Origin of the sequence: uncultured Sphingomonas sp. (assembly GCF_934560975.1) — a bacterium.
Classification (GTDB): domain Bacteria; phylum Pseudomonadota; class Alphaproteobacteria; order Sphingomonadales; family Sphingomonadaceae; genus Sphingomonas_I.
The window spans coordinates 221,414-234,629 of record NZ_CAKTFO010000001.1 but is presented as its reverse complement, the minus strand read 5'-3'; the positions used below and the strand labels follow the sequence as shown (position 1 = coordinate 234,629).

The 13,216-nt window shown below is 67.6% G+C and carries 8 protein-coding genes and 1 tRNA gene; 2 read left to right on the top strand and 7 right to left on the bottom strand.

Annotated features, from left to right (window positions below):
• The first annotated feature begins 100 nt into the window (after nucleotides 1-100).
• Nucleotides 101-4,747: an NAD-glutamate dehydrogenase domain-containing protein gene (locus Q0D93_RS01000; RefSeq protein WP_294390108.1), complete on the top strand. Its 4,647-nt coding sequence runs from the start codon at nucleotides 101-103 to the stop codon at nucleotides 4,745-4,747.
• 207 nt (nucleotides 4,748-4,954) lie between these two features.
• Here the strand turns inward: Q0D93_RS01000 and Q0D93_RS00995 are convergent, their stop codons facing one another.
• From Q0D93_RS00995 to Q0D93_RS00965, 7 genes are all read right to left on the bottom strand, one after another.
• Nucleotides 4,955-5,872: a pirin family protein gene (locus Q0D93_RS00995; protein WP_294390095.1), complete on the bottom strand. Its 918-nt coding sequence runs from the start codon at nucleotides 5,870-5,872 to the stop codon at nucleotides 4,955-4,957.
• A 23-nt stretch (nucleotides 5,873-5,895) separates the two neighbouring features.
• Nucleotides 5,896-6,324, bottom strand: a complete 429-nt coding sequence (locus tag Q0D93_RS00990) for a DUF3035 domain-containing protein (protein ID WP_294390092.1) — start codon at nucleotides 6,322-6,324, stop codon at nucleotides 5,896-5,898.
• Nucleotides 6,324-6,821 (bottom strand): signal peptidase II, encoded by a 498-nt coding sequence (lspA, locus tag Q0D93_RS00985; protein WP_294390087.1) that lies wholly within the window; start codon nucleotides 6,819-6,821, stop codon nucleotides 6,324-6,326. Before lspA ends, Q0D93_RS00990 begins: the two co-directional genes overlap by 1 nt.
• Nucleotides 6,818-9,721, bottom strand: coding sequence for an isoleucine--tRNA ligase (gene ileS, locus Q0D93_RS00980; RefSeq protein ID WP_294390084.1), 2,904 nt, complete (start codon nucleotides 9,719-9,721; stop codon nucleotides 6,818-6,820). Before ileS ends, lspA begins: the two co-directional genes overlap by 4 nt.
• Nucleotides 9,722-9,782: 61 nt before the next feature.
• The gene (locus Q0D93_RS00975) at nucleotides 9,783-10,832 is read right to left on the bottom strand and encodes a Glu/Leu/Phe/Val dehydrogenase dimerization domain-containing protein (RefSeq protein WP_294390081.1); all 1,050 of its coding nucleotides are present in this window, start codon (nucleotides 10,830-10,832) and stop codon (nucleotides 9,783-9,785) included.
• A gap of 106 nt (nucleotides 10,833-10,938) precedes the next feature.
• On the bottom strand, nucleotides 10,939-11,862 hold the full coding sequence (locus Q0D93_RS00970) for a hypothetical protein (RefSeq protein WP_294390078.1): 924 nt from the start codon (nucleotides 11,860-11,862) through the stop codon (nucleotides 10,939-10,941).
• Nucleotides 11,863-12,205: 343 nt separating this feature from the next.
• Nucleotides 12,206-12,282, bottom strand: a tRNA-His gene (locus tag Q0D93_RS00965).
• Between the two features lie 148 nt (nucleotides 12,283-12,430).
• On the opposite strand from Q0D93_RS00965, the gene Q0D93_RS00960 reads away from it, so the two are divergent.
• The gene (locus Q0D93_RS00960; protein WP_294390076.1) at nucleotides 12,431-13,210 is read left to right on the top strand and encodes a sulfite exporter TauE/SafE family protein; all 780 of its coding nucleotides are present in this window, start codon (nucleotides 12,431-12,433) and stop codon (nucleotides 13,208-13,210) included.
• The last annotated feature ends 6 nt before the right edge of the window (nucleotides 13,211-13,216 follow it).

The window sequence follows — 13,216 nt, the reverse complement described above, 5'->3', positions numbered from 1 at the left end:
GCCGCCACGGCTTGCCCCCTGCCATCCGCAGGCGCATAGGCATGGTCATAGTCGACACAGGCGCATGCGGCCCCCGCCGCTGAGCGTGCCGGAGAGCCGAATGACGAATAGCGAGCTTGCTGCCCCCCGCACCGGAGAGGAGGCGACGCAAGCGATCGCCGCGGCGTTGGTCCATGGCGCCCTGCCCGGCGAACTGGACGGGTTCGACGGCGCCGCGCGTGTCGATGCGGCGACCTTCCTGGGTGGCGTGGCGGCACGGCGCATCGTCGGCAGCGCGGCGGTGGCCTTGGCCCCGCTTGAGACGGACGGCGTTCACCGGCGGATGCGGCTGGGCATCGTCAATGACGACATGCCGTTCCTGGTGGACTCGGTGGCGGCCACCCTGGCCACGCACGGGATCGATATTCACCGCCTGCTCCACCCCGTTTTGCCGGTCCGCCGTGACGGGGACGGCGCGCTGGTGGCCATCCCCGATCACGACGCCAGCGGTGAACGGCGCGAATCCATGATTTACATGGAAACCGACCGGGTCGACGCAAAGCTGCGGCGGGTGCTGGAAAGCGAGATCGTCGACGTGCTGGGCGATGTTCGCGCCGCCGTGACGGACTGGCCGCGCCTGCAACTCGCGATGCGCGACGCGGCGCAGACCCTGCCGGATGGCGAGGGCGCGGCCCTGCTCCGCTGGTTCCTGGAACGGCATTTCACCCTGCTCGGCCATCAGGTGGAGCAGCGGAATGGCAGCACGCAGGGCGATCTCGGCATCGCGCGCGTCGGTCCGATCGCCTTGTGGTCCGACGTGGCACGCGCCGCCGCTTATGCCTGGTTCGACGAGGGTGGCGCTGCCCCGCTGGTGATGAAGAGCAACCGCGAGGCGACCGTGCATCGCCGGGCCCCGCTCGACCTGCTGGTGGTGCCGGTGCGGGAGAATGGCGTCATTGCCGGCCTGTCGCTCCACGCCGGCCTGTGGACCAGCGCGGCGCTGCGATCGCCATCGGACAAGGTGCCGGTGCTGCGGACGCGGCTGGCCGCGATCGAGGAGCGTTACGACTTCGACCCCGGCGGCCATGCGGGCAAGGCGTTGCGCCACGCCTTGTCGGACCTGCCGCACGACTTGCTGACCAGTTTCGACGCGCCGGTGCTGGAGCATGTGGCGCTGACCGCGATGAGCCTGGCCGATCGCCCCCGGCCAAAGCTGGTGCTGGCCCCCGGCCCGCTGCGACGTCACCTGTTCGCCTTCGTGTGGCTGCCGCGTGAGGCTTTCTCGACGCGCCAGCGCGAGGCGATCGCGGCGATGCTGTCGCAGGCGGCCGGCGCACCCATAATCGGCTGGGCGCTGGACCTGGGCGAAGGCGACCTCGCCCTGATCCGCTACACGCTGGACCTGCCGGTCGATGCCATCCTGCCCGATGCGGACGCGCTGGATCGGCAGCTGGAAGCCATGCTGCGCGGCTGGGCACCCGGCATCGAATCGGCGCTCGGCCATACGGTGGGCGCAACCCGCGCCGCCCGGCTGGTGATCGAGTGGGCGGGCCGCTTTCCCGCCGACTATCGCGCCCGCAACGGGGTGGATCAGGGCGCGGCCGATACGTTGCGCCTGGGCGACCTGACCGACGAGGGCGCGCGATCGGTGCGGCTGTATCGCACGGCCGGGGAAGATGGCGCACGCCTGCGGCTGAAGGCGTATCGTCTGGGCGGGCTGATCCCGCTGTCCGAAGCGGTGCCGGTGCTGGAGAATTTCGGCTTTCGCGTGCTGGAGGAGCTGCCGACCGCGCTGGGCGACGGCAGCGCGCACCTGCACGATTTCCTGGTCGAAGCCGCCGACGCCGATGCGGCCGATGCGCTGGTCACGCACGCCGACGCGGCCGAATCCGCCATGGCCGCCGTGCTGGCAGGACAGGCCGAGAATGATGCGTTCAACGCCCTGATCGCGGGGGTGGGGCTGGAACCCCGCGCGGTGGTGCTGGTGCGGGCCTGGTTCCGCTACCTGCGCCAGACCGGCCTGCCGTTCGGCCTGGCCACGGTTGCCGGCGCGCTTCAGCGGTCCGCCGATGTCGCGCGCGCGCTGGTGGCGCTGTTCGACGCACGCCACGACCCCGCCGCCACGGCGGATGCCGACGCGGCGGAGCAGGCGCTGGATGCGGCCCTGGCGCAGGTCGCCTCGATCGAGGATGACCGCATCCTGCGCAGCCTGGCCGGGCTGGTTCGTGCGATCCTGCGCACCAACGCCTTCGCGCCCGCCGCCGCGGAGGCGCTGGCCTTCAAGCTGGAATCCGCGCGCGTGCCGGGCCTGCCCAAGCCGCTGCCGTGGCGGGAAATCTGGGTCTACAGCCCGCGTGTGGAGGGCATCCACCTGCGCGGTGGTCCGATCGCGCGCGGCGGCCTGCGCTGGTCCGACCGGCGCGACGATTTCCGCACCGAAATCCTGGGCCTGATGAAGGCGCAGGTGGTGAAGAATGCCGTGATCGTGCCGACCGGCGCCAAGGGCGGCTTCTATCCCAAGCAGCTCCCCTCCTCCGCCGATCGCGACGCCTGGCTGGCGGAGGGCACCGAAAGCTACCGCATCTTCATCCGCACCCTGCTGTCGATCACCGACAATCTCGTCGAAGGGCAGGTGGTGCATCCGGATCAGGTGCGCGTGCTGGACGGCGAGGATCCCTATTTCGTCGTCGCCGCCGACAAGGGCACCGCGACCTTCTCCGACATCGCCAATGCGATCGCGACCGAGCGCGGCTTCTGGCTGGGCGACGCCTTCGCCAGCGGTGGCAGCTATGGCTACGACCACAAGGCGATGGGCATCACCGCGCGCGGCGGCTGGGTCTCGGTCCAGCGCCATTTCCGTGAGCGCGGCGTGGACGTTCAGGCGGATCCGGTGCGGGTCGTCGGCTGCGGCGACATGTCGGGCGACGTGTTCGGCAACGGCATGCTGCTGTCGAAGAGCCTGAAACTGGTGGCCGCGTTCGATCATCGCCACATCTTCCTCGATCCCGACCCCGATCCGGCGGCGAGCTGGGCGGAGCGCGACCGCATGTTCGCGCTGCCGCGTTCGTCCTGGGCGGATTACGACACGTCGCTGATCTCGCCCGGCGGGGGCGTGTTCCCGCGCACGCAGAAGAGCATCGCATTGTCGCCGCAGATCCAGGCGGTGCTGGGCGTGGCCGACAGTGCGCTGGACCCGTCCGCGCTGATCTCGGCCATCCTCAAGGCGCCGGTCGACCTGTTGTGGTTCGGCGGCATCGGCACCTATGTAAAGGCAGCCGGCCAGAACAATGCCGAAGTGGGCGATCCCGCCAACGACGCCCATCGCGTCAATGGCGCGGAGTTGCGCGCCCGGGTGATCGGCGAAGGCGCCAATCTGGGCGTCACCCAGGCCGGGCGGATCGAGTTCGCCTTTGCCGGCGGCCGCATCAACACCGACTTCATCGACAATTCGGCGGGCGTCGACTGTTCGGACAATGAGGTCAACATCAAGATCGCGCTGAACCGCGAGATGATCGAGGGCCGGCTGTCGTTCGAGGGTCGCAACGCCGTGCTGGTCGAAATGACGGACGATGTCGCCCATCTGGTGCTGGAGGATAACCGCCTCCAGACGCTAGGCCTCAGCCTGGCCGACCGCGGCGGCGCGGGCGCGGTTCCGGCGCAGCTGCGCGTGGTGGAAACGCTGGAGGCGACCGGCCGCATCGACCGCGCGGTGGACGGGCTCGACACCAACACGGCCCTGCTCCGCCGCGCGCAGGAAGGCCACGGCCTGACCCGTCCGGAACTGGCGGTGATCCTGAGCCACGGCAAGCTCGCACTGCAGGCCGCGATCGAGGCGAGCGACATTGCCACCGATCCGCTGTTCGACGGCCTGCTCAAGGGTGCGTTCCCCCCGGCCATGCAGGCGCGCTTCGGCCAGGCGATCGAGGATCACCGCCTGCGCCCGGCGATAATCGCCACCAAGGCGGCGAACGGCGTCGTCAACCGGTTGGGTCTGGTCGCTCCGTTCGAGGTGGCGGAGGAGGAAGGCGTGGGCCTGGCGCAGGTCGCGGCGGCCTATTTCACCGTCGATGCGCTGCTGAACCTGGAAAGCCTGTTCGCCACGATCGAGCAGGCCGACATGGACGAAGCCTCGCGCCTCGCCTTGCTGGACGCCGCCGGCCACGCCGCGCGGCTGCACGTCGCGGACCTGTTGCAGGCCGCCGGCGGCACGATCGCTCCGGCGGCATTGCACGACCAGTTGCAGCCTGGGCTCGACCGGTTGCAAGCCGGGCTGGACCAATTCCTGCGGCCCGAGGCCCTTGCCGGGTCCGACGCGCTGCGCTTGCGGCTGTCCGGCGACGGCGTGGATGCGTCGATCGTCGACGCCATCGTTCGCCTCCACACGCTGGACGGGGCGATCGGCACGGCCGGCCTTGCCGCGCGGATCGGGGTGGACGAAGCGGCGATCACCCACTCCTATGTGCGGCTGGGCGAGGCGCTCGGGCTGGATTGGGCCAAGGGGGCGACCCTGCGCTTCGTGCCCGCCGATCCATGGGAGCGGCTGCTGGCCGCCGGGCTGGCGCGCGAGTTCGAGCAATTGCGGCTGGAATTCATCGCTCGCATCCGTGGCACCGATCCGATGCAGGCGGTCGATCAGTGGCTCGCTGCGCACCGGACGGGAGTGGACCAGTTCCGTACCCTGATCGAACGTGTCCGTCAGGAGCCCGTGCCGACCGCCGCGATGCTGGCGCAGATCGCGACCCAGGCGCGCACCTTGCTGGGGCGGTAGCGCCTGTCGGGTGGAGCATCAGAGCGACTAGATCGTTCTCGGCTTCTGTCCGGCTTGCGGCCAGACACTCCCCATGCTCCCGCGAGGGCGGGAGCATGGGAGTTGGAGAATGCCGCTTGAACGCCTGGGCTCCCGCCTGCGGGGGAGCGTTGTTGTGGTGTAAAATCGGATGAAGTCCGACGCGTCTACGCCCCGCCGACCACGGCGTCAGGGATAGCGGACCGGCGGAGCGGGATCGGGCGGCAGCGGGATGAACTCGCGTTCTTCCGGCACGGCCGGAAACAAGCCCGCGCGCCAGTCCTGCTTGGCCTGTTCGATCCGGTCGGCGCGGCTGGACACGAAGTTCCAGTAGATGTGGCGCGGTTCCGGAAACGGCTCCCCGCCGACCACCACCAGGCGCGCGCCGCGTGCGCTTTCCAGCACGATCTCCGCCCCGGGTTTCAGCACGACCAGTTCGGACGGGCCGAACGGCTGGCCATCCACCGTCACCTCGCCCGAGAGGAGGTAGAAGGCACGCTCCACCTGGTCCTCCGGCACGCGGTAGCGACCGCCTGGCGGCAGCGTCGCCTCCAGATAGATCATGTCGGACAAGGTCTTCACGGGCGAGACCAGGCCATCGGCCGCACCGACGATCTGGCGCACGGCAACGCCGTCCATCCGCCCTTCCGGTATCTCGCTTGCGCCATGATGGACGAATGTGGGGGCAGTTTCCTCATGCGCGGCGGGCAGCGCCACCCACAGTTGCAGGCCGGACATATTGGGGCCGATGGCGCGGGCGGCATCCGGGCTGCGCTCCGAATGGACGATGCCGCGCCCGGCTGTCATCCAGTTGACCTCGCCCGGACGGATCGGCTGGACCGAGCCCACGCTGTCGCGGTGCAGGATCTCGCCATCGAACAGATAGGTGATGGTCGCCAGGCCGATATGCGGATGCGGGCGTACATCCAGGCCGGTGCCCGGCCGCAGCTCCACAGGCCCGATCTGGTCGAAGAAGATGAACGGACCGACCATGCGCCGCTGCGGCTGGGGCAGCGCCCTGCGCACGGTGAAGCCGTCGCCCAGATCACGCGAGGGCGGCAGGACCACCAGATCGACCCCGTCGACACGGCTGTTCCTGACCGCCATCACGCGCTCCTTGTCGCAGGCCGTTATTGCGGGGTGGTGGCGTTCGCCTGTGGGTTGGACGAAGCGGGCGCGTTGATGATGTCGCGCGTCGCCGCACCCTTGTCCACCACCGTCGTATTGTTGCTGCCCGCCTGCGAGCGGACGCCTGCCGGAGCGGCGGGGCCGGCTGACTGGAGCAAGGCCTGCTCGCCCTGGCTGACCGGACGACGGCCGCCGAACAGCACGTCCAGCGCCTGTTGCGAGCTGTCGGCATCCTGCGGGCGCGGCTGGCCCGGCTTGGGCGGCACCATCGCGAAGTCCGGCGGCACGGTCAGCGGCGCGGCGCGGCCGACCGCGAATTCGTTCGGCACGCCCTTGCGCGCGGCGAACACGCCCGAGCTTTCGCTGCTGCGGCAGCCGGCGAGCGCGAGCAGCGCCAGCGTGCACGCGGCGGCCAGGTTACGCTTGTTCATCACTTCGATTCCTCCGCGGGGGCCGGCACGTCGCGCGTCAGGACTGCGCGGAGCACCAACAGGGCCACGCCGATGCTAATCGCTGCATCGGCGACATTGAAGACCAAAAAGGGCGACCATGCGCCAAAGTGAAGGTTCAAGAAATCGGTAACATAGCCCAGCCGCACCCGATCCAGGATGTTGCCGAGCGCGCCACCGAGGACGCAGCCCAACGCCACCACGTCCCACGTCCGCCGTTCCCGCCACATCCAGAACGCCACGAACAGGGCGATGCCGGCCGTGACCAGCGCCAGCACCCACCGCTGCATGTCGCTGTTGGCGGTCAGGAACCCCATCGACACGCCATGATTGGCGACCCAGATCAGGCGAAAGATCGGCAGCACCTCGACCTGGTCGATATAAGGCAGCCTCAGCGGCCCGGTGATGACCCATTTGGTCAGCTGGTCGAGGGCGAACACGGTTGCCGCCACGATCCAACCGAGCGGACGCGGGCTCATCCCACCACCTGCTCGCAGCGGGCACACAGGTCGCCGTCCTCGGTCACCTCCGGCAAATGCCGCCAGCAACGGCCGCATTTGTGATTGTCGGTGCGGTGCACGATCGCCACCGGGCCATGCGCCACCGTGTCGATCATCGCGTCGGACACGATCAGCAGCTCGGCCAGTTCGCCGCTGGTGACGTTGGGACGGTCGCGCTCGTCGGGCAGGCCGATGACCACGCGCGCCTCCAGGCTCGACCCGATTTCCTTGGCGCGGCGCTTGGGCTCGATTTCGGCGCTGACCACCTGGCGCAGCGCGCGCAATTCTTCCCACTGCTCGGCCAGGCGCGCATCGGCCCAGTCGGCCTCGGTTTCCGGCCATTCCAGCAGGTGGACCGATCCGCCGTCCAGATAGCGCGTGCCCCACGCCTCCTCTGCCGTGAAGCACAGGATCGGCGCGGCATAGCGGACCAAAGCGTGGAACAGGATGTCCAGCGTGGTGCGGTAGGCGCGCCGCTTCGCATCGGTCGGCGCATCGCAATACAGCGAATCCTTGCGGATATCGAAGAAGAAGGCCGACAGATCGTTGTTGCAGAAGTCGGTCAGCGCGCGGGCGTAGCGGTTGAACTCAAACGCATCCGCCGCCGCCTTCAACTCCGCATCGAGCGCGCTCAGCAGATGCAGGACATAGCGTTCCAGGTCCGGCATCGCGTCCGCCGCGACCCGCTCCTCCTCCGCAAAGCCGTCCAGCGCGCCGAGCAGATAGCGGAACGTGTTGCGCAGCTTGCGATAGGCGTCCGACGTGCCGGCCAGGATCTCCTTGCCGATGCGCACATCCTCGAAATAGTCGGTCGACGCGACCCACAGGCGCAGAATGTCCGCGCCGCTCTCGCCGATGATCTTGAGCGGATCGACCACGTTGCCGATTGACTTGGACATCTTGCGCCCCTGTCCGTCCAGCGCGAAGCCGTGGGTCAGCACCGCATCATAGGGCGCACGCCCGCGCGTGCCGCAGCTTTCCAGCAGCGAGGACTGGAACCAGCCGCGATGCTGGTCCGACCCTTCCAGATAGAGGTTGGCGCGAACGCCCTCGCCATAGCGCGCCTCGACCGTGAAGGCGTGGGTGGAGCCGCTGTCGAACCAGACGTCGAGAATGTCGCGTTGCGGCTCGTAATCAGCCAGGGCGTAATCGGGGCCGAGCAGGGTTTGATGATCGGCGGTGAACCAGGCATCGGCCCCGCCTTCGCGAAACGCGGCGAGGATGCGGACATTGACCTGTTCATCGCGCAGATACTCGCCCGTCGCCTTGTTGACGTAGAGCGCGATCGGCACGCCCCACGCGCGCTGGCGGGAGATCACCCAGTCGGGCCGCCCCTCCACCATCGATCCGATGCGGTTGCGCCCCTTTTCCGGCACGAAGCGGGTGCGTGCGATCGCGTCGAGCGCCAGCTGGCGCAGGGTCACGGCGTTGGCCCCATTGCCGTCGTCCAGCCCCTCGGCCGCATCGATCTCCGCCGCGATAGGCCGATCCATGGCGATGAACCATTGCGGGGTCGCGCGGAAGATCACCTTCGCCTTGGAGCGCCAGCTGTGCGGATAGCTGTGCTGGAAGTCCGCGCTGGCGGCAAGCAAAGCGCCGGTTTCGCGCAGGGCGGTACAGATCGGGCCTTCGGGGCTGTTGAACTTGGGGTTGATGACGCTCCCCTGCCCGCCCAGCCACGGCCAGTCGGCGCGATACTTGCCATCGCCCTCGACCGCGAAGACGGGATCGATGCCATGCTCCTTGCACAGCAGGAAATCGTCTTCGCCATGATCCGGCGACATATGGACGAGGCCGGTGCCGGCATCGGTGGTGACGAAATCGCCCGGCAGCATCGGGCGTGGCTTGGCGAAGAAGCCGCCAAGATGGTGCATGGGGTGACGGACCATCGTGCCGGCTAGGGCGGAACCTAAGCCATGCCAGCTTATGTTCTCAATCTGCGCTTCATCGCTCCACGGAAGACCGAGGTAGTCCCATGTCTTGAGACTGTCTGCGGTTTCGTCCAATTCAGAAAGGCCCGCACGGCGGACAAACTCACCTGCGAGAGCTCCGGCAACCAAAAACTTTCCCTTGGCCGTCTCAAGCAAAGCGTACCCAACCTCCGGCCCAAAGGCCAACGCCTGGTTGACCGGAATTGTCCAAGGCGTGGTCGTCCAGATCACCGCGTAAGCGCCGACCAGTTCCGCAATCGGGCTCTCGACAATCTCGAACGCGACGTCGATCTGGGTGGAGGTGATGTCCTCATACTCGACCTCGGCCTCGGCCAAGGCGGTCTTTTCGACGGGCGACCACATCACCGGCTTGGCACCGCGATAGATCTGGCCGGTTTCCGCAAACTTGAGCAGTTCGCCGGCGATGATCGCTTCCGAGGCGTAGTTCATGGTCAGGTAGGGATCGTCCCACTCGCCCATCACGCCCAGGCGCTGGAACTGATCGCGCTGCACGTCGACCCACTTGGCGGCATAGGCGCGGCATTCGGCCCGGAACTGGTCGACCGGCACCTCGTCCTTGTTCTGCTTCTTGGCGCGATAGGCCTCCTCGACCTTCCATTCGATCGGCAGGCCGTGACAGTCCCAGCCGGGAACGTAGGGCGCATCCTTGCCCATCAGCGACTGGGTGCGGACGACGATGTCCTTCAGCACCTTGTTCATCGCATGGCCCATGTGGATGTCGCCATTGGCGTAGGGCGGGCCGTCGTGGAGGATGAAGCGTTCGCGCCCGGCGCGCGCCGCGCGGATCCGGTCGTAAAGCGCGTCCACCTGCCATTTGGCGAGGATCGCCGGCTCCTTGGCGGCAAGACCCGCCTTCATGGGGAAGTCGGTCTTCGGCAGGAAGACGGTGTCGCGATAATCGCGCTTGGTTTCGGGCGTGTCTGACATGGCTGGCGCGCGCTTTAGCCGAGAGCGCGCGCCAAACAAACCTTCCTGAACGATGTTGCGATCAGGCGCGGCCGATCAGCGCCATCGCCATGCGATCGGCCACCGCCGCCTCGGTTTCGCCGGTCTTCTCGCTTTCGGCCCAGATCGATTCCAGCCGCACCGGAATCTGGTGCAGGCGGGACTCGACTTCGGCGCGGTCGCCCTGGCCCAGATATTCCAGCGCGACGTTGATGATGCCGCCGGCATTGATGACGTAATCGGGTGCATAGAGGATGCCGCGCGCATGGAGGCGGGCGCCGTCGTCCGGGGTGGCCAGCTGGTTGTTGGCGCCGCCCGCAACGGCCTTCACCTTCAAGGCGGCGATGCTCTGTTCCGTCAGGATCGCCCCCAAGGCGCAGGGGCTGAGCACGTCCGCCTCCACCCCAACGATCCGGTCGGCTGGAACGGTGGCCGCCCCCAGTTCGCCCGCCAGCGCCTCGGCCCGGGCGGCATCCACGTCGGCGAGGGTCAGGCGCGCGCCCTCCGCCGCCAGCAAGCGGGCGAGCCCGCCGCCGACCGAACCCACGCCCTGCACGGCGACATGCACGCCGTCCGCGCTGTCCTTGCCCAGCGCGTGCTTGATCGCGGCCTTGACGCCCAGGAACACGCCCATCGCGGTGTAGGGCCCGGGATCGCCGCCGGCCGCACCCTCGCCCACCGGCAGGCCGCAGACGTAGCGGGTCTCGTTGCCGATCGCGACCAGGTCCGCCTCGCCCATGCCGACATCCTCGGCGGTGACGTAGCGGCCGCCGAGGGAATCGACCGCGCGGCCGAAGGCGGCAAGCAGTTCGGGTGACTTGGCGCGTTCCGGACCGGCCAATATCACGCCCTTGCCGCCGCCCATCGGCAGGCCGGCCATGGCGTTCTTGAAGCTCATGCCGCGCGACAGGCGCAGCGCGTCGGTCACCGCATCGGCATCGTCGGCATAATGCCAGAACCGCGTGCCGCCCGCCGCCGGACCGAGATGGGTGGAATGGACCGCGATCACCGCGCGCAGCCCGCTCCTGGCATCGGTGAAGAAGTGGACGCCCTCATGCGCGTCGAAATCGGGCAGGTTCCACAAGGCAGGCATGAGCGACTCCGAACTTCAGAATATTTCAGAGGCGCGCAATAATGTTTGGATCCAGATGGCGCTACCCAAAGCTGTCCCGGAAATTTGCCGCGTCCGATCTGCCCGGTCAGAGGTAACGGGGCGAGGGAATGCAGGCGCGCTGCCGCTCCGACAGGCTGGCAAGCAGGTCGCGTCGGCTCTGCTGCTGCAGCCGGACCACGCGCATCACCTGGCGCGGATGGCGGGTGGAATAGGTCAGCGACAGCGAAAACCGCTCGCGCGCGGTCGGACGCTCGACCCGGTGAAAGATCTTGGTCCCGTCAAACGCGAGCACCCCGCCTGCGGGTGCGAGCACCCTGTTCCAACTGGATTCATCCGCGACCACCCGCATCTGCGTATCGGGCACGTAGCCGGATGCGTAATTCAGCCGGCTGCGGGCCATCGCGCTCGCCGCACGATCGATGTAGGAGAAGGTGCCGCCGCCAAGCTCGACATCGTTGAGGTACATGATGACGCGCAGCATGCGGTCATCCTCGATATCGAGATGCCATTGACGCGTGCCCGCCATGGAGGAGGTCACCCCCTCCCGCTTCATGGAACATCCCATGTAGAAGCACGGTTCGGCCAGATAGTTCTCCGCAAGGTCGAGCAGTCCCGGTTCCAGCCCCAAGCGGTAGACCTCGGGCGCCAGCGTGTAGATATCCTCGGATTCGAGAAGTCCTTCTGCCGGCCAGTGCCAAGCCCCGCTGCCGCGGCGAACCAGATCGTCGACGATCGCGCCGCTGGCCGGCCCGAGCAAAGCGGCAATGCCCGGCAACAAGCCCACCCCCTGCTCGCGCACCGCCCGCAACATATCCCAGCCCACCGGCGGGATGTCGCGCGGGGTGAAAGAGGCCTGACGCCGGCTGATGCCGTCCGATCGCCATCGGTTCAGCAGCTTGAAGCGCAACAGGCGACTGCGCACCGCGAGCCGGTCGATCGTCCGATCAAGAACCCGTTTTGAAGCCATCAGATTACCCGGCAGAGTGGTGGACGGCACCTTGGTGACCACAAAGCTATGCTGCGGCTTACCACAATTGCAACTTATATTGCTGGAATACTGATCTAGATTAGAAATTTAGAAACGTCATCGCAATGACATACATGAGGGCCCGGCTGATCCCGCGGCGGCCGCTTCATATTCGGCGGGTTCATAGTCCAGCATCACAATGCGCCTAAAAACCCCGAAATGTCATGGGGTTTGGCTGATGCACCGAGACCGTCGCTGAGCAAATCGGCATGCCCTCCCCCTTGCGAAGGCACCTATGGTCCGGCAGTTGCCGCCATCAATCTGCGAAGCAGTACGTCCACCCTGCGCCTGGGAACGCAACGACTATCACGCTGCAGAGAAATGCTGGGGCGGACGACGGGACTTGAACCCGCGACCCTCGGTACCACAAACCGATGCTCTAACCAACTGAGCTACGACCGCCGCGCATAGGCACCCGCCTGAAAAGGCGTGCGCCGTCGCCCCATAGGTAAGGGTGGCCCGGCGGTCAAGCGGTGACGCATCGACGCAGTGGCTGGCACGATGACGAGGGCCATGCCAACAGGCGGAAAACGAAGCACAAGGAGCAGGGATGGATTGGCTATATGCGCTGGCCGGACTGATCGTGGGGCTGATGGTCGGCCTTACCGGCGTCGGCGGCGGATCGTTGATGGCGCCGATCCTGATCCTGTTCTTTGGCGTGTCCCCCTCCACCGCCGTCGGCACCGACCTGTGGTTCGCGGCCATCACCAAGTCGGTCGGCGGCTTCATCCACCATCGCCATGGCGCGCCCGACTGGCAGGTCGTCCGCCGACTCGCGCTCGGCAGCCTGCCGGCGGCGGCGTTGACCGTGTGGTGGCTGGCGAAAACAGATATTCACCAGATCAGGGGCGGCACGGTGATGCACATCCTGGGCGGTGTGTTGATCCTTACCGCCATCGCGACCATGTTCAAGGAACGCATCCGCACCTACGCCACCGCCGCCCGCACCACCGCGATCACGGTCCATCCCTGGCAACCCGCGCTGACGGTCGCCGCGGGCGCCCTGCTCGGCTGCCTTGTTGCGGTGACCTCCGTCGGATCGGGGGCGCTGGGCGCGGCGATGCTGCTGACGCTGTATCCGTTCCGGCTGTCGGCGCGGCGACTGGTAGGAACGGACATCGTCCATGCGGTGCCGCTGACCTTGGTTGCGGGCCTGGGCCATTTGTGGATGGGTACGGTGGATTTCGGTACGCTCGGCATGCTGCTGATAGGCTCCATCCCCGGCATCGCCCTTGGCTCGGTTCTTGCGGGCAGGCTGGCGGACAATATCGTCCGGCCGATCCTGGCCGTAATCCTCGCCTTTGCGGGATACCGCCTGCTGGTCGCCTGACCGGGC